Source organism: Pseudacidovorax sp. DMC4, assembly GCF_056314265.1.
The window spans coordinates 139,215-154,820 of sequence record NZ_JBQUYR010000005.1 but is presented as its reverse complement, the minus strand read 5'-3'; the positions used below and the strand labels follow the sequence as shown (position 1 = coordinate 154,820).

Annotated in this window: 16 protein-coding genes and 1 tRNA gene; 3 read left to right on the top strand and 14 right to left on the bottom strand. The window is 64.1% G+C overall.

Translation table 11 applies throughout. The annotated features are described in order from the left end of the window. Window positions 1-337: 337 nt before the first annotated feature. The 6 genes from flgG to ACT54X_RS11330 are packed head-to-tail and all read right to left on the bottom strand — an operon-like array spanning window position 338 to window position 6,237. Window positions 338-1,120, bottom strand: coding sequence for a flagellar basal-body rod protein FlgG (gene flgG / locus ACT54X_RS11355; protein WP_017760280.1), 783 nt, complete (start codon window positions 1,118-1,120; stop codon window positions 338-340). A 36-nt stretch (window positions 1,121-1,156) separates the two neighbouring features. Further along, window positions 1,157-1,954 (bottom strand): flagellar hook-basal body protein, encoded by a 798-nt coding sequence (locus ACT54X_RS11350; protein WP_476346563.1) that lies wholly within the window; start codon window positions 1,952-1,954, stop codon window positions 1,157-1,159. 18 nt (window positions 1,955-1,972) lie between these two features. Then, the gene (flhA, locus tag ACT54X_RS11345; RefSeq protein WP_476346562.1) at window positions 1,973-4,063 is read right to left on the bottom strand and encodes a flagellar biosynthesis protein FlhA; all 2,091 of its coding nucleotides are present in this window, start codon (window positions 4,061-4,063) and stop codon (window positions 1,973-1,975) included. Continuing rightward, window positions 4,060-5,157 (bottom strand): EscU/YscU/HrcU family type III secretion system export apparatus switch protein, encoded by a 1,098-nt coding sequence (locus tag ACT54X_RS11340; protein ID WP_476346560.1) that lies wholly within the window; start codon window positions 5,155-5,157, stop codon window positions 4,060-4,062. The genes flhA and ACT54X_RS11340 overlap by 4 nt, the downstream gene beginning before the upstream one ends. After that, window positions 5,157-5,990 carry a flagellar biosynthetic protein FliR gene (locus ACT54X_RS11335; RefSeq protein WP_476346558.1) on the bottom strand — a complete coding sequence of 278 codons (834 nt, stop codon included), beginning with the start codon at window positions 5,988-5,990 and terminating at the stop codon, window positions 5,157-5,159. The genes ACT54X_RS11340 and ACT54X_RS11335 overlap by 1 nt, the downstream gene beginning before the upstream one ends. A gap of 7 nt (window positions 5,991-5,997) precedes the next feature. Further along, entirely contained in the window at window positions 5,998-6,237 is a 240-nt protein-coding gene (locus ACT54X_RS11330; protein WP_476346756.1) for a flagellar biosynthetic protein FliQ, read from the bottom strand. A gap of 812 nt (window positions 6,238-7,049) precedes the next feature. On the opposite strand from ACT54X_RS11330, the gene ACT54X_RS11325 reads away from it, so the two are divergent. Continuing rightward, window positions 7,050-7,526, top strand: a complete 477-nt coding sequence (locus tag ACT54X_RS11325) for a hypothetical protein (RefSeq protein WP_354322003.1) — start codon at window positions 7,050-7,052, stop codon at window positions 7,524-7,526. Window positions 7,527-7,551: 25 nt separating this feature from the next. Here the strand turns inward: ACT54X_RS11325 and ACT54X_RS11320 are convergent, their stop codons facing one another. The 7 genes from ACT54X_RS11320 to ACT54X_RS11290 form a co-directional block, all read right to left on the bottom strand. After that, window positions 7,552-8,124 carry a DUF427 domain-containing protein gene (locus ACT54X_RS11320; protein WP_354322004.1) on the bottom strand — a complete coding sequence of 191 codons (573 nt, stop codon included), beginning with the start codon at window positions 8,122-8,124 and terminating at the stop codon, window positions 7,552-7,554. Window positions 8,125-8,303: 179 nt separating this feature from the next. Beyond that, a tRNA-Ser gene (locus ACT54X_RS11315) sits at window positions 8,304-8,394 on the bottom strand. Window positions 8,395-8,473: 79 nt separating this feature from the next. Next, the gene (gene serS, locus ACT54X_RS11310; RefSeq protein WP_294378448.1) at window positions 8,474-9,805 is read right to left on the bottom strand and encodes a serine--tRNA ligase; all 1,332 of its coding nucleotides are present in this window, start codon (window positions 9,803-9,805) and stop codon (window positions 8,474-8,476) included. Between the two features lie 4 nt (window positions 9,806-9,809). Further along, a complete protein-coding gene (locus tag ACT54X_RS11305; protein WP_294378445.1) occupies window positions 9,810-11,060 on the bottom strand; it encodes a DUF2254 domain-containing protein in 1,251 nt (416 codons plus the stop codon). A gap of 16 nt (window positions 11,061-11,076) precedes the next feature. Next, complete coding sequence (locus ACT54X_RS11300; protein ID WP_294378443.1) at window positions 11,077-12,069, bottom strand: threonine/serine dehydratase; 993 nt, start codon at window positions 12,067-12,069, stop codon at window positions 11,077-11,079. Window positions 12,070-12,165: 96 nt separating this feature from the next. Continuing rightward, window positions 12,166-13,140 (bottom strand): 4-hydroxy-3-methylbut-2-enyl diphosphate reductase, encoded by a 975-nt coding sequence (ispH, locus tag ACT54X_RS11295; protein WP_294378440.1) that lies wholly within the window; start codon window positions 13,138-13,140, stop codon window positions 12,166-12,168. Further along, window positions 13,140-13,598: an FKBP-type peptidyl-prolyl cis-trans isomerase gene (locus ACT54X_RS11290; protein ID WP_294378438.1), complete on the bottom strand. Its 459-nt coding sequence runs from the start codon at window positions 13,596-13,598 to the stop codon at window positions 13,140-13,142. Before ACT54X_RS11290 ends, ispH begins: the two co-directional genes overlap by 1 nt. 99 nt (window positions 13,599-13,697) lie before the next feature. On the opposite strand from ACT54X_RS11290, the gene radC reads away from it, so the two are divergent. Together radC and ACT54X_RS11280 are read left to right on the top strand one after the other, a co-directional pair. Beyond that, entirely contained in the window at window positions 13,698-14,375 is a 678-nt protein-coding gene (gene radC / locus ACT54X_RS11285; RefSeq protein WP_294378435.1) for a RadC family protein, read from the top strand. A 41-nt stretch (window positions 14,376-14,416) separates the two neighbouring features. Further along, window positions 14,417-15,085: a Smr/MutS family protein gene (locus ACT54X_RS11280; RefSeq protein ID WP_294378432.1), complete on the top strand. Its 669-nt coding sequence runs from the start codon at window positions 14,417-14,419 to the stop codon at window positions 15,083-15,085. A gap of 15 nt (window positions 15,086-15,100) precedes the next feature. Here ACT54X_RS11280 and ACT54X_RS11275 read toward each other — a convergent pair whose 3' ends face one another. Beyond that, window positions 15,101-15,505 carry a group II truncated hemoglobin gene (locus ACT54X_RS11275; protein WP_294378429.1) on the bottom strand — a complete coding sequence of 135 codons (405 nt, stop codon included), beginning with the start codon at window positions 15,503-15,505 and terminating at the stop codon, window positions 15,101-15,103. Window positions 15,506-15,606: the final 101 nt, after the last annotated feature.

The window sequence follows — 15,606 nt, the reverse complement described above, 5'->3', positions numbered from 1 at the left end:
TGCCGCGCCGCTCCATCGTAGGCTCGGGGCGGAACCTTGCGGCCCGCCGATCAAACCCCGTACCCCGACCCAGCGCGCCACGGCTTCGCGCTCCAAGGTAATCATTGATCCAGGGCGAGGCGCGTGCCCCATGGGTGTCGCCATGATCCGGCGCAATGCCGACAAATCATTGCTCGTGAGATAAGCGATGTCACCCAACGACACCGCACCTTGGCTCACCTGCACACGGGGTCGTAGCTCGATGGACACAAGCGGGGAGGCCGACTCTGCTCTACCCGCAAGCGCGGCGAGAAGCAACCACCAAGGCGCCACGGCACCCCTAAGAAGGCGCATCGGGTTACTTCCGAAGGCCATTGATCATTCCGAGCATTTCGTCCGAAGCCTGCATGACCTTGACGTTTGCCTCGTAGACGCGTTGGGCGATCATGAGGCTCACCATTTCTTCACTGAGCTTCACGTTGGAGCCCTCCAGGAAGCCCTGAGCCAGACTGCCCATGCCGTCTTCGCTCGCCTTTCCTGCAATCGCTTCGCCCGAGTCCACGGTGGCCCGGTAGAGACCGTCGCCTTGCGCCTGCAGCGCACCCGCAGCGGTGAAGCGGACCAGGTCCAGTTGGCCTACTTCAACAGGATTGGCTTGACCAGCAACTTGGACACGAACACGGCCATCCTTGTCGATCTGCATGTTCTGCGCGGTGTCCGGCACGGCAATGTTTGCCTTCAGAGGAAATCCACCTTGAGTGGCGAGGACGCCATCCTTGTTGACCTTGAAGGTGCCCCCACGTGTGAATGCACTCGACCCGTCAGGCATGGAGACTTCAATGAACCCTTCTCCCTCAATCGCGACGTCCCAAGCTGAATCTGTCCTCTTCAAGTCGCCCATGTCGAAGAGCTTGGCGACAGAGGAAATGCCGACGCCGGCCCCAAGCCGCCGGTCAGCCAACAGCCCAAACTCGTCGGCAGCGGGTTGCGCAAGGGTTTGTTGAACCATCAGGTCCGCAAACGCCACCTTCCCTTTCTTGAAGCCAGTGGTGTTGACGTTGGCCAAGTTGTTCGCGATCGTGTCAACGTTGAGCTGTTGAGCCTGCATGCCGGTGGCGCTGATGTAAAGGGCGTCGAACATGATGTTGGGTCTTGTTGAAGAACGGAAATGCAGGTGTCAGGACAGGTCGCCCAGCTTGCGCACAGCCGCGCCGATCATCTCGTCGTAGCCTTGGGCAACCCGCTGCATTGCTTCGAAATGCCTCATGGACTGAATGAGCTGCGCCATCTCTTCCAAAGAGTTGACATTGGAGTTTTCAAGAAATCCTTGCCGGATCCTGGCATCTGCTACCTGCAACGGTGTTGCATCCGTCTGCAGAAGCCCATTCCCCAGCCGCTCGAAACCGACCTTCCGCTCGAAGCGGACAACCTTGAGCTGGCCAACCGCCGCTGACTCCACATCGCCTCCAGGTTTCCTCTCGAAGATATGTCCGCTCGGGTCAATCACCACATTCGGTCGGGTCAGCACAATTTCCCCGCCCACTCCCATGACGGGGTGGCCCTCGCTGGTCACGAGGCGTCCACGTGGATCCAGCTGCCAGCCACCGCCCCGCGTGTAGGCCACGCCTGCGTCAGTCCGCACTTCGAAAAAGCCTGGGCCGTCAAGCGCCACATCAAGGCCCTGACTCGTGGACTTCAAGGAACCTGGGCGGTCATCTGTCTGAACGATCACCGATGTCGCAGACATCGGTCCAGGCAGGCCGCGAACGGCAGCGGCTGGGCGGTCCGCCCCTTGGGACCTCGCTGCCCCACTCAGCATGGCTGCTTCAAAGCCCCCGCCCCCCATCGGCAGAGCGCTGACTACCGTTCGCTTGTAGCCAGGGGTCGTCGCGTTGGCAACGTTCATGCTTATGCGGTCCAGGCGTGCCATGTCCTGCTGCAGGGCATTGAGACTGATGGCCAGAATGTCGCTCACGGTGCGCCTTTCATTGGTTCAAAGCTGGACGACGCTGAAGGACTTCAGCTCCATCGAATGAGGCACTTCGGACATGGAGAGCACTCGCAGATGCGGCATGACGCGCTCTGAAAGCGCACGAAGATGCCGACGTAGTTCCGGCGCGCAAAGCAGGACTGGTAGCAGGTTGCTTTTCATCATGCGCTCCGCTTGTTGGACAAGTCGCTTCATCAGCTGCTCTGACACGCGCGGGTCGAGCACGAAGCCCTGAGTTGCCCCGGTGTCCGATGCCGAGTGGATGTCTTGCAAGAGCTGGCTCTCTATGGATGGGTCGAGCGTCAACACTTGGAGTGCACTTGCATCGCCCAGTAGTCCCTGACAGATCGCACTACCGAGCCGCAGCCGCACCATCTCCGTCAGATGTGCGGGCTCTCGCGTCGTGCGCCCAGCGTCTGCAAGGGCCTCGAGGATGGCTTCGATATGCCGTATTGACACCTTCTCTCTCAGCAAATTCTGGAGCACCTTCTGGACGTCGCTGGAGGAAAGCACCGTTGGGATCAACTCTTCCACCAGTCCCGGCTGGCTCTGGCGAACACGGGCCAAGAGCCGATCGACTTCGGCTCTGGTGAGGAGCGTCGCAGACTCCCGTCTCAACATCTCAGTGAGATGAGTGATAAACACGGTGGGAGCGTCGACAAGGGTGTAGCGCGCTTGAGAGGCCGCTTCCCGTTGCGTGTCTTCAATCCATAGGGCTGGCAACCCATATGTCGGGTCCCGCGTCGGTTCACCCGGTACCGACTTGACGTCTCCCGCAGGATGAATGGCAAGCAGGCGATCCGCGCGCGCCTCGCCTCTCGCAACCATGACGCCGTCGAGATGTATCTCGTAGCGGTCGGCCGCAAGCTTTGCTGAATCTTTGAATCTCACCCGCGGCAACACCAAGCCAAATTCCTGGGCGTGTTGCTTGCGGAAGGCCGAGACGCGCTCCATGAAGACGCTCCCGGGCTGATTGATGACCGGCACCCAATTGCTGCCTATGTAAACCTCGATGGGTTCGACACGCAGTTGTTCGTAAGGATCGTCTGCCTTGCCGTCCGCGGGACGCCCGTCGCCCTGACCCGATTTTGTGGAGTCCTTGATGTCGTTATCACCGGGATTAGAAGCCGTTGTCGTCCTTTTGGCACGATATAGCAGCGTCGATGCAAGAAGGAAGCAAAGCGCCAAAGTAAGCGTCGGAATGGCCGGGATTCCAGGCAACAGAATCAGGCCTCCAAGAGCCAACGCGACCAGCAGAAGCGTCTTCGGGAACGAACTCACTTGTCGAAGAGCCTCTTTGCTCAAGTTGGCATCGGACGAGGAGCGCGTGACGATGATGCCGGTGCCCACAGCGATGACCAGAGCCGGGACCTGAGTGACGATGCCATCACCAATGGTGAGCAGGGTGTAAGTCTGCAAAGCCTGAGCCCAGGGCAGTCCGTGCTGCATCACACCGATGACAAGCCCGCCAATGATGTTGATCAAAAGGATGATGATGCCGGCTATTGCGTCACCCTTTACGAACTTGCTGGCACCATCCATCGCGCCGTAGAAGCCGGCTTCGCGCTCGATGTTCTTTCGTCTCCGCTGAGCCTCAGCCTGGTCAATGAATCCCATGTTCAGATCAGCATCGATACTCATCTGCTGACCCGGCATGCTGTCCAGCGTAAAACGTGCTGCGACCTCCGATACGCGCTGTGCTCCACTCGTCACAACAACATATTGAACGACGATAAGGATGAGGAACACGATCAACCCGATGACATAGTTGCCGCCCACCACGAAGGCACCGACAGCACCGATCACTCTCCCCGCGTCCCCATCAGAGAGGATGAGACGCGTAGCCGCTACATTGAGAGACAGGCGAAACAGCGTTGCTATCAACAGCACGGACGGGAAAGTCGAGAACTCGACGGGCCGCGCCATGTAAAAGGTTAGCAACAAGACGAGAAATGCAAAACCAAAGTTGCTAAGAATAAGGAAGTCGAGCAGGCCACTGGGGATAGGGGCGAACAGCACGACAAGGACGCCCAAAACGAGCAACACCAGCGCAATGTCACTATGCTTCCCAAGAACTCGGCTCAGGGTTCTCACGAAATAGCACTCTCTCTCATAGAGGAATTAGCCCGTCTCTCTCGCATTGCAAACACCCAAACAATGATGCGCGCCACCTGAGCGTATAGCTCCGGGGGTACCATGTGATCCACCGGCAGTTCTTTATGAAGACGTCGAGCTAGCGGAGGATCTTGAACCACGGGGATTCTGTGCAGTGCTGCCATTTCCCGCATCGCTGCTGCCATGCCACCTGCGCCTTTTGCAAGGAGCTGGGGAGACGTCATGCGCCCATGGTCGTATTTAAGGGCGACCGCAATATGTGTCGGGTTGGTTATGAGTACGTCGGCATCCCTGGTTTTTTTCAATGCGATACTTCGCTGATAATTTTCTCGTCGAAGGTCACGGATACGCGCCCGAATACGAGGATCTCCGTCCCGATGCTTTACTTCATCCTTCAGCTCCCGAAGGCTCATCCTCATTTTTTTTGCGAACTCATGCCGAGTGTAGATGAGGTCGATCATGGCGATCAGCGCTAGCACCATCACCATCTTCAGACCAATGCTCGAAAAATCGTCCACCAGCATTCTGAGGTACGCAATCGCAGAAAGAGAGGAAAGAGCGTAGAACTGCCCCAAAAGTGCTTCCAGAGAAGCATACGCAACAAGCGTGAGTACGATCAACTTCACCACTGCTCGCGCACCATCGAATAAGACACGCAGAGAAAAAATTCGCTTTAATCCCTGCTTGGGATTGAGGCGCTGAAAATCAAGCTTGATGGGTTCGGCAGAAAGTACGGGACCGGTCTGCATCATATTGCCGACTATTGCCCCTATCATGATTGCGGCAAAAAACGGCAGCATCAAAATCAGCGTCGCAGTAATGCTGTTTGCGATCAGGAACCAGAGTCCAGCGCTCGAGTAATCAACTTGGTTCAGGTGGGAAATAACAGTGAGGTCATGACGGAACTGCGACTGCACCGCCTCAAAGCCCTGCCACGTCAAATACCCAACAGCGATGCAGAAAACGAGCGTAGACACGACTTCCGCACTCTTGGCGACCTGCCCCTTCTCTTTAGCTTTTCTTAGTTTATATGGCGTCGCCGCTTGGTTGCGATCCAGATCCTGCTCAGCCATTAACGTACCCCCGCCATGCCAGGAGATGCGGCCTCAAAGATCTGGGACCACGTCAATACAATGGAAGCATAGATCCTCATCATTGCGGCCTCCGCGCCACCTAACCAGAAGGACAGAGCAGTCAGGCCGACAATGATCTTGATCGGGATGCCCATGACAAACATATTCATCTGGGGCAGGTTTCTGCTGACAACGCCAAGCGCAAATTCGACGAGTAGGATGCAGAAAACAACCGGGGCCACCAGCGCGAAACCAAGGCCAAAGAGACCGGCGGCCTGCTTCAAGAGCGGCCCAAATGCGTGCGCTGTCGACCACGGTGATCCGAGGGGGAATCGCTCTAGGCTATAACTTATGCCCCTCAGCAGCGCATGATGCCCATTAAGCGCAAAGAAAACCAGTGCAGCTAAGTAATTGAACGCAGAGGTTAATACGGGGACAGGACGCATCGTCACCGGATCTACGATTTGAGCGAGTCCAAATCCCAACTGTGCATCGAGAATCTGGCCCGCAATCGCAAACGCCGCAAATGCGATCAAAACTCCCAGACCCAACGTGGCACCCAAAGCCACCTCGTACATCGCGGCAACCAGAATTTCGCCCCAATCCATGGCTGGCAGGGCCGAAACACCAAGGCTCGCAGATATGCATGCTGCGAGCAACAGGAGCAAAGGTATTCGGACAAGTCGCGCTTGCGGCGTCGCATGGAATACAGGGCTCATTGCTAGGGTCGCCGAAACTCGCAATTGCAGCAAAGCCGCTCCTAAAAGCCATCTAGTTCCGTCGTTGGTCGCGACTAGGCCGACGAGAAAAGGAAGTTCCTGCGCCCTGTTCATGATTTTGTTAAAAGATCGTTGGAATGCTGCTCCAAAGACGAACTGTGAACTGATTTAACGTTCGTAACATCCAAGGTCCGGTGAGCACGAGAGAGGCCCCTGTAGCAACTAGCTTAGGAATGAACGTGAGTGACACTTCTTGTAGTTGAGTGACGACTTGAAGCACACTTATCGTCACACCCACCACCATCACCGTACCAAGCAGCGGAAGGCATAGTAGCAAACCAGTCCATAGCACTTCAGACATCATCATCAAAGCCAAATCTGAATACATATCTCTATCTTTATGCAATTTTTGACATTTCCGGCTCGAAAGGCGGATTTTCTTATTTAGTCTAGTTTAGAAAACCGCATGGTCACAGGTCACTCTTCACGAACGTCAGCGCGGCGTTGTGAAACTACCGAATCTTGCTCAGCGTAATTTTGTTAAATTTTTGTCGTCAGCGCGAAAATTTTGGTTAGCACGCTAGTTGTTTTCGAACTCCCCTCGCCGGCCAAAGGAAAGTCGGCTTTGATACGCTCAGCAAGCAGCGCCGAGTTTGGCGGCATGAAGGGAATTGATGCCGAGCAGCAGTGCGATTCGGCTGTTCCGCGCCAAGAACCTACTTCTCCACGCGCGATTCGAGCGATGCGCGGCTTACTGCGGGTAGCTCTGTGAGGGTAAGGGGTTGTGGGAGTAATGCGCGGTGACAATCGGCGGCCCAGGGATCCGCCCCAACTTCTTGGCGCCGAAGTGCGCCAAGCGCCCTCTGCTCTTAGCGCACGACAGGCCCGCCTGGCTGGCTTCAATGCGTTGCCTGATAAGTGGGTGTTTGGCGACTTCAAGTAGTTCGAACCCAATCCGGGTTGACACCACATACGACCCGCCGAGGCTTCACAGCTGGAGGCATGTGACCTCGGCCTAAGATAGCGCGCCCCAGACCGGGGCGGCCCCGGGACATCCGGACGCAGCACGACCTGCGCCACGCATGCTCTTCTGGCGCCGGCATCCGAACGACTCGGCGTCCCACTTCATCGGGGCGCCCCCTCTGCACTCACCTTTCTCCCGACCCTGTACCCATGACCGAACCGACCGCTCCCATCCAGGAGCCCACGCTGTGGAGCGACGAGCGCTGGACCGCGCGCGTGATCAAGAACGAAGACGACGACGGCTGGGCGGTGTCGATGACACGGCAGGGCGATGCGGAGCCGGCACTGGTCGGCCCCTGGACCATGGGCCGCGACAAGAAGAACCCCAAGCCCCTGGACACGGCCGCCTTCCATACTCTGGTCAAGACCGCCAACGAGGTGCTGCGCCGGCACGAGCAGCAACTGCATGCCCGGCTGAACAAGAGCGTGAGCGTTGGCGCGGGCTCCGAGCGCATCCGCGTGTCGCTGCAGATCGTGCCGGACGAGGACAACCCCTACGCCATCCTGCGCGCGATGGACGAGGCGGGCGAGGCGCTCGGCGAAGCGCGCGTGCCACCGACCTTCAAACTGAATGCCGACAGCGCCGCCGCGTGGATCGAGGGCGGCTACCAGCGGCCTTCGCGCTGACGGCGACGCCGCGGCCGTCTGCGCGTCACCAACCGGCCGAACCGGGCTCGCCCTTGAAGGGGCCCACGACCTCGGGCGTGATCCAGCCCGCATAGAAGCGGCCGGGCTGAGGCACCACACGAACGCCATCCACCCAGCAGGCGAGTTGCTGCGGATAGAACGCGAGGTGGTCGCGCAGTGCGGCGTAGGTCGGCTCCGGCTCTGGATAGAACCACGCCGCTGCTTCAAACCGGTGGGTGCCCGCAACGACGGTGAGGTAGCGCGCCTCGCCCTTCCATTCGCAGTACGACGTTCCTGCGGCCGGCACCACCGCATCGGCCCGCACATCGGCGCGCGGCAGGTAGAAAGTCGGCGGGCTGGCGGTTTCGAGCAACCGCAGCGCATTGCGGGTCCGCGCGATCTCCGCATCGCCGCAGCACACCACGATCTCGCGCGAGTCCGCCTCGATGCGCGGCGGGCGCGGGTAGTCCCAGACCGATTCCTGGCCCGGGGCTGGCGTCTGGGCGAACGGAGGGCGGGCGTCGCCCACATGGCGCCACTGTGCGCGGGCGCGCTGGAGGCGTTCGATCTCTTGAGTACGGACGTCCTGGGAGGTCATGCCCGGATTTTGTGCGCGACCGTCACAAACCACACCCTGACAGCTCCGACCCAGGCGGGAACAGCACCCCACCCCAGCTTCATGGAAGGAGAGCAAATCAGGATGGCGTTGGAGACCCAATGAAAAAGCCCGGTGAGCAGGACGCTACCGGGCTTTCTGGAACCGTCATGGACGGTGACTGGCGGAGAGGGTGGGATTCGAACCCACGGTACGGGGAAACCGTACGCCTGATTTCGAGTCAGGTACATTCGACCACTCTGCCACCTCTCCACAAGCTGTGCGATTCAGTCGAAGCCTTGCATTATAGCCAGGCTTTTGGCCCGCAGGGAAGCGGGCCGCAGCGATTCGATCAAGCGCGCAGCACGGCCTGGTTGCCAAGGTAGGGGCGCAGCGCCTTCGGAATGGCGATGCTGCCGTCGGCCTGCTGGTGGTTCTCCAGCACCGCGACCAGCGCACGGCCCACGGCCAGGCCGGAGCCGTTGAGGGTGTGCAGCAGCTCGTTCTTGCCTTGCGCGTTCTTGAAGCGGGCCTGCAGCCGGCGCGCCTGGAAGGCCTCGCAGTTGGAGACCGAGCTGATCTCGCGGTAGGTGGCCTGCGCCGGGATCCACACTTCCAGGTCGTAGGTCTTGGACGAACCGAAGCCCATGTCGCCCGTGCACAGCAGCACCACGCGGTAGGGCAGATCCAGCGCCTGTAGCACCGCCTCGGCATGGCGGGTCATTTCTTCCAGCGCGTCGTAGCTCTTCTCGGGGTGCACGATCTGCACCATCTCGACCTTGTCGAACTGGTGCTGGCGGATCATGCCGCGCGTGTCGCGGCCAGCGCTGCCCGCTTCGGAGCGGAAGCAGGGCGTATGCGCCGTCAGGCGGATCGGCAGTTGCGACTCGGGCACGACGGTGTCGCGCACGAAGTTGGTCAGCGGCACCTCGCTGGTGGGAATGAGGTAGAGCGCGGACAGGTCGGGCACCGGCTCGCCATCCTGGCCGCCCTTTTTGGCGGCGAAGAGGTCGCCCTCGAACTTGGGCAGTTGGCCCGTGCCGCGCAGCGTCTCGCCGTTGACGATGTAGGGCACGTAGCACTCGGTGTAGCCGTGCTGCTCGGTCTGCAGGTCGATCATGAACTGCGCCAGCGCACGGTGCAGGCGGGCGATGGCCCCCTTCATGACGGTGAAGCGCGAGCCGGCCAGCTTGACGCCCATCTCGAAGTCCAGGCCCAGCGGTTCGCCCAGTTCCACATGGTCCCGCGGCGTAAAGCCGAGCTGGGGCGCGTTGCCGCCCTCCCCACCCTGCGGGCTCCAGCGCCGCACCTCGACGTTGCCGGCTTCGTCCTCGCCCTGCGGCACGCTGTCGTGCGGCAGGTTGGGCACGGCCAGCAGCAGGGTCTGCAGTTCGGGCTGCAGCGCGTCGAGGCGCACGGCGGACGACTCCATCTCGGCCTTGAGCGCGTTGACCTCGGCCATCAGCGCATCGACCGACTCGCCCTTGGCCTTGAGCGGGCCGATCTGCTTGTTCAGCGCGTTGCGGCGGGCCTGGATCTCCTCGGTGCGCGTCTGCAGTTGCTTGCGCTCGGCTTCCAGGGCGGAAAAGCGCGCGACGTCGAGGTAGGGCTGGTTCTTCTTGCGGGATTCGAGGCGCGCGACGACCGAAGGCAGGTCCTTGCGCAGGAGAGTGATGTCGAGCATCGGCTCATTGTAGGAAACGGCCCTGCGTCGCCTGCGTAAGCGCATCGCGGTCGGCGTCGCTGGCAAAGGCGGCGCTGGCCCGCTCGAAGGCCTGGCGGGCCATGGCGTCGATGGCCTGGGCGTGAGCGGGCGCGGCCCCGGCCAGCGCGGCCAGCGTCTTCTGCAGGCGGATCGATACCTCGATGGCGCCGGTGCCGTCGCGCGCCAGCGGGCGGAATGCGTCTTCCAGCAGGTCGGCCGTGGTGGGCAGCGGCACGAAGACGCGGTCGCACTCGGTCGCGTCCGATGCATCGTCAGTGCGCTCGAGCACCGCCCGGAAGGCGCGGTGCTGCGCATCGATCACTTCGATGGCGGTGCCCGCGTCGTTGACCGCCGCCGACAGCGCGCGGCTGCCGATCTCGGCCAGGGTGACCAGGCCCAGCCGCGGGTCGTGGTCGAAGCTGCGGTGGCGCTCGACGGTGAAGGCACGGGCCAGCGCGGCGCGGCAGTCGTCGTCGCCAGCGCCTTCGGCCCGCAGCAGCGGCCGCTGTGGATGCACCAGCGTACCGGGCAGCACGGCCACGTGCAGGCGCAGGTCGGCCTGCGCGGCGATGCGCTGCAGCGCGCCCACGTCCACATGGGTGACGTAGCCGGTCCGCTCGCCGAAGACCGGCCAGGCTTCGGCCGGCACCACCACGGCCGGATGCCCACCCAGGTGCGGCGCTTCGCGCCAGTCGCGGATGGCGTCAATGGCCGCGCGCTCCACGCGGTCGATCACGTCGGACATGCGGCCGAAGGCCGTGAGGTGCGCGATCCAGCGCAGCAGCGTGAACACGATCAGCGCCACCACGGCCAGCGTGCCCACGAACAGGATCACCCGGCCGCGGTCGCCGTAGAAGCCGGTCGAGAGGGCAATGATCCCGACGATGGAGAACAGGAAGGCGCCCAGAAAGGTCGAGAGCGCGTTCTGCGAGGTCGGGTCCTGGATCAGCAGCTGCGTGGCGCGCGGCGTGGCCAGCGTGGTGGCGGAGGAATAAGCCGACACCATGGCCGTGAGCGAGAAGGTGGTCACCGCCAGCATCGACGAGGCCAGGATCTGCAGGATGCCGCCCACCGAGTCCTGGCCGATGTTGCCCTCGAAGTGCTCCGGCAGCCAGGGCGCCAGGTAGCGCGCCGCCACCGCCAGCAGCACGGCCACCAGGCTGAAGACGACCGAGCGGAACCAGATGCGCCGCGCCGTGCGGCGCAGCAGCAGTCGCCAGGAAGGCAGGCTCATGGTGCGGGCGCCGGACTCAGGCGACCGTCGCCGGATCGACGTTGGCGCCGCACACGATCAGGCACACGCGCTGGCCGGGCTGCAGGCGCACGGCGCCACTGTGCAGCGCCGCCAGCGGCAGCGCGGCGGCGGCCTCGACGGCCAGCTTCATCTCCTTCCACAGCCATTGCTGCGCGTCGCGGATGGCGGTCTCGGTCAACAGCAGCGCCTCGGGCACATGTTGCTTCGCGATCTCCCAGGCGATGCGGCCGATGCGGCCCGCGCCCAGCGAATCGGCGGCCAGGCCGCCCACGGCCACGTCGACCGGCTCGCCGGCTTCTCGGGCACGGTAGAGCGTGGGCGAGCCCTCGGGCTCCAGTGCGATCACGCGCGTGCGGTTCTCGAACCAGCCGACCAGGCCGCCGATCAGGCCGCCGCCGCCCACGCTGACCAGCACCGCATCGGGCACGCCGCCAGCCTGCGCTTCGATCTCGCGGCCCAGCGTGCCGGCGCCCGCCACCACTTCGGCCTGGTCGTAGGCATGGGTGAGCAGCGCGCCCGTGGCCTGCTGGCGGGCCAGGCAGGCTTCGAGCGCATCGGCATACAGCTGGCCGACCACGTTGACCGTGGCACCCAGGTCGCGCAGCTTCTGGCGCTTGGCTTCGGGCGAGACGCCGGGCAGGAAGACCTCGCAGGGCACGCCCAGCGCGCGCGCCGCACCCGCGGTGGCGATGCCGGCATTGCCGCCGGAAGCGACGATCACACCCGCCTCGGGAATGGGGTTGGCCAGCAGGCGGTTCATCATGCCGCGGGCCTTGAAGCTGCCGCCGGACTGCAGGTGCTCCAGCTTGAGCCAGACCTCGGCGCCGGGCGCGTCCAGGCCCAGGGCCGAGGCGGGCAGTCGCCACAGCGGCGTCTCGCGCACGAAGCCGCGGCCCTGCCGCTGCAGGCGCTGGGCGGCCGCCTCGATGTCGGCGCGCCAGCTCACGGAGTCGGGCGAATCGTGCGAAGAAGAGGTCGAAGTCGTCATGGGTGGTCCATAAGTGGCACCGGCCGCATCATGCGGCCGGCTGGCGGGAGACCTCGCGCCGCGCGCCTGCGCGCTGCGGATGGCGTCCGGGAAGGATCAGGAGATGTGCTGCGGCGGCGGCTGGTCGTCCAGCTTGAGGCCCTTGGGCAGCGGGAACTTGAGGTGCTCCTCCACGCCCGGCAGGCTGCGCACCGACACGGCGCCCAGCGACCTGATGCGGTCGATCACCTCGCGCACCAGCACCTCGGGCGCCGAGGCACCGGCCGTGAGGCCCACGCGCGTCCGGTCCTCGAACCATTCGGCCTTCAGCTCGGCGGCGGAATCGACCATGTAGGCCGCGGTGCCCAGCCGTTCGGCCAGCTCGCGCAGGCGGTTGCTGTTGGAGCTGGTGGGGCTGCCCACCACGATCACCACGTCGACCTGCGGCGACAGCAGCTTGACCGCGTCCTGCCGGTTCTGCGTGGCGTAGCAGATGTCCTGCTGCTTGGGCTCGCGCACCTTGGGAAAGCGCGCGCGCACGGCAGCGGCGATTTCGGCGGCGTCGTCCACGCTCAGCGTGGTCTGGGTGACCACGGCGAGCTTGTCGGTCTGGCCCGGCTGCACGCGGCCGACGTCCTCCACGTCTTCGACGAGATGGATACCGCTGGAGAGCTGGCCCATCGTGCCCTCGACCTCGGGGTGCCCCTTGTGGCCGATCATGATGAACTCGTAGCCTTCCTTCGCCAACTTGGCCACCTCGACATGCACCTTGGTCACCAGCGGGCAGGTGGCGTCGAAGATCGAGAAGCCGCGCGCGCGGGCCTCGTTCTCCACCGCCTTGCTCACGCCGTGGGCGCTGAAGACCAGCGTGGCGCCGGGCGGCACCTCGTCGAGCTCCTCGATGAAGATCGCGCCCTTGGCCTTGAGCTCGTTCACCACATAGGTGTTGTGCACGATCTCGTGACGCACATAGATCGGCGCGCCGAACTTGGCGAGGGCCCGCTCCACGATCTCGATGGCGCGGTCCACGCCGGCGCAGAAGCCGCGCGGCTCGGCCAGGAGGATTTCGTTGAGCGCGGTACCGGTGGTCATCACAGGACGCCGATCAGGCGCACCTCGAAAGTCACCGGCTGGCCTGCCAGCGGATGGTTGAAGTCGAACTGCACCGCGCTGTCCGACAGCGCGATCACGGCGCCCGCATAGCTGCCCGCGCCATCGGGCGTGGGGAACTGCACCACGTCGCCGACGGTGTACTGCTCGTCGGGGTCGCCCAGCTGCGCGAGCAGCGTGCGCGCCACCCATTGCTGCATCTCGGCATTGCGCTCGCCGAAGGCCTCGCCGGCCGGCAGATCGAAGGTGGTGTGCGTGCCTTCTTCCAGGCCCAGCAGGCGCTGTTCGACGGCAGGCGAGAGTTCGCCTGCGCCCAGCGACAGCGTGGCAGGCTTGTCGTTGAAGGTGTTGATGATGTCGCCGGCCGGGCCGGCCAGGCGGTAGTGCAGCGTGAGGAAGGAGCCGGGCTGCACCACGGGGATTTGGGTGGACGAAGACAAGGGAGGCCCCCGATAAACTGGCCCGCGAGTTTAAAGGAGGGGGGTTGGGCCGCCGTGCCGTAGGGCCGTCGACGCCGCAACCCCCAAGGGAGGAACCTCATGGCATTCCACGACCTGCCGGCCGATGCGCGCCCGCGGGAAAAGCTGCTCGCGCGCGGGCCCGCCGCCCTGAGCGACACCGAACTGCTGGCGCTGCTGCTGCGCACCGGCCTGGCGGGCCGGCATGTGCTGCAGCTTGCGCAGGACGTGCTCGACGCCTGCGGCGGCATTGCCGGCCTGCTGCATGCCGACGGCGAGGCGCTGCGCAGGATCCGCGGCCTGGGCGGCACCGCCAAGCGGGCCGAGCTGCTGGCGGTGATGGAGCTGGCCCGCCGCGCCATGGCGCAGCGGCTGGCCGAGCGCCCGGCCTTCGAGACGCCCGACGCCGTCGCGCAGTACCTGCAGCTGCACCTGGCCCACAAGCCGCACGAGGTGTTCGCGGTGCTGTTTCTCGACACCCGCCATCACCTGCTGGCGATGGAGGAGCTGTTCCGCGGCACGCTGGCACAGACCAGCGTCTACCCGCGCGAGGTGGTGCAGCGCGCCCTGCACCATGGCGCCGCGGCCGTCGTGCTGGCCCACAACCACCCCAGCGGCGACGTGCAGCCCTCGCGGGCCGACCAGCAGCTCACCGACGCGCTCAAGGCCGCGCTGGCCCTGCTCGACATCCGCGTGCTGGACCATGTGATCGTGGGCCCGGGCCGCTTCCTGTCGATGGCGCAGCAGGGACTCGTCTGACCCGCGGCGCCCCTGCCGCGGGGCCGTGAGACACTGCCCCGATGCCCCCAAAGACCCCGGCCCTGAAGAGCTTGGCCGACCTCAAGCAGGTCCAGCGCCAGCTGGCCGAGGACCGCGCGCGCGAGGCGGCCGAGGCCCTGCGCCAGAAGCAGCTGGAAGAGCAGCGCCAGGCGCGCCAGAACCTCTTTGCCCGCGCCATCGGCGCCGACACGGGCGCCACCAAGCCGCTCAAGCACAAGCCCATGGTCGTGCTGGCCAAGGAGCGGCCGGCGCCGGTGGCCACGCAGTTCCACCTGGACGAGGCCAAGGCGCTGCGCGAAGCGATCAGCGACGAGTTCGACGTGACGACGCTGCTGGACGCCGACGACCAGATGAGCTTCCGCCGCCCCGGCGTGGGCCTGGACGTGACGCGCCGGCTGCGTTCGGGCGACTGGTCCATCCAGCGCCAGCTGGACCTGCATGGCCTGCGCAGCGACGAAGCGCGCGAGGCGTTGGGGGGCTTCATCCGCGAGGCCCACCGCCACGGCGTGCGCTGCGTCCGCGTGGTGCACGGCAAGGGCCTGGGCTCGCCCGGCAAGCAGCCGGTGCTCAAGACCAAGGCGCAGCGCTGGCTGATCCAGAAGAAGGAAGTGCTGGCCTTCGTGCAGGCCAAGCCGGCCGAAGGCGGCGCCGGCGCACTGGTGGTGCTGCTGGCGCCGGCGGGGCGCTGAAGGAAGGCGGGGCGCTCACACGCCCTTGTTGCGCATCCAGTCCGCCGTCTGGAAGAAGGAGTCGCGCAGGCGCGCGCGCAGGGCCTCGGGCACGGCGGTCTCGCCCATCGCCTGGTCCATGCAGGCGAGCCACTGGTCGCGCTCCTTGATGCCGATGGGAAAGGGCATGTGCCGCGCCCGCAGGCGCGGGTGGCCGAAGCGCTCGGTGTAGTGCTGCGGCCCGCCCATCCATCCCGTGAGGAACCACGTCAGCCGCTGCCGGGCGTTGTCCAGGCTGGGTCCGTGGGCGGCGCGCAGATCGGCGTACCCGGGCTCCAGTTCCATCAGGTCGTAGAAGCGCTCGACCATGGCGCGGATCTTGTCTTCGCCGCCGATCCACTCGAAGACGGTGTCGTAGGGCGGCTTTTCCTGAATCTGCATCGGTGGATTGTCGGCCGCCCAGCCAAATGCCCAGATTCAGTGCGCGCGTACGCCCCCAACGCCGCTGGCCACTGGCACATGTTTTGCTCGTTTTAGTTCTT

What these genes read in the sequence shown, in the direction of transcription:
- ispH (WP_294378440.1), bottom strand. Translation starts at nt 13,140, where the DNA reads ATGACCACCGGTACCGCGCTCAACGAAATCCTCCTGGCCGAGCCGCGC.
- flgG (WP_017760280.1), bottom strand. Translation starts at nt 1,120, where the DNA reads ATGTTCGACGCCCTTTACATCAGCGCCACCGGCATGCAGGCTCAACAG.
- ACT54X_RS11305 (WP_294378445.1), bottom strand. Translation starts at nt 11,060, where the DNA reads ATGAGCCTGCCTTCCTGGCGACTGCTGCTGCGCCGCACGGCGCGGCGC.
- ACT54X_RS11330 (WP_476346756.1), bottom strand. Translation starts at nt 6,237, where the DNA reads ATGTCTGAAGTGCTATGGACTGGTTTGCTACTATGCCTTCCGCTGCTT.
- radC (WP_294378435.1), top strand. Translation starts at nt 13,698, where the DNA reads ATGGCATTCCACGACCTGCCGGCCGATGCGCGCCCGCGGGAAAAGCTG.
- ACT54X_RS11300 (WP_294378443.1), bottom strand. Translation starts at nt 12,069, where the DNA reads ATGACGACTTCGACCTCTTCTTCGCACGATTCGCCCGACTCCGTGAGC.
- ACT54X_RS11340 (WP_476346560.1), bottom strand. Translation starts at nt 5,157, where the DNA reads ATGGCTGAGCAGGATCTGGATCGCAACCAAGCGGCGACGCCATATAAA.
- ACT54X_RS11280 (WP_294378432.1), top strand. Translation starts at nt 14,417, where the DNA reads ATGCCCCCAAAGACCCCGGCCCTGAAGAGCTTGGCCGACCTCAAGCAG.
- ACT54X_RS11335 (WP_476346558.1), bottom strand. Translation starts at nt 5,990, where the DNA reads ATGAACAGGGCGCAGGAACTTCCTTTTCTCGTCGGCCTAGTCGCGACC.
- serS (WP_294378448.1), bottom strand. Translation starts at nt 9,805, where the DNA reads ATGCTCGACATCACTCTCCTGCGCAAGGACCTGCCTTCGGTCGTCGCG.
- ACT54X_RS11275 (WP_294378429.1), bottom strand. Translation starts at nt 15,505, where the DNA reads ATGCAGATTCAGGAAAAGCCGCCCTACGACACCGTCTTCGAGTGGATC.
- ACT54X_RS11325 (WP_354322003.1), top strand. Translation starts at nt 7,050, where the DNA reads ATGACCGAACCGACCGCTCCCATCCAGGAGCCCACGCTGTGGAGCGAC.
- ACT54X_RS11320 (WP_354322004.1), bottom strand. Translation starts at nt 8,124, where the DNA reads ATGACCTCCCAGGACGTCCGTACTCAAGAGATCGAACGCCTCCAGCGC.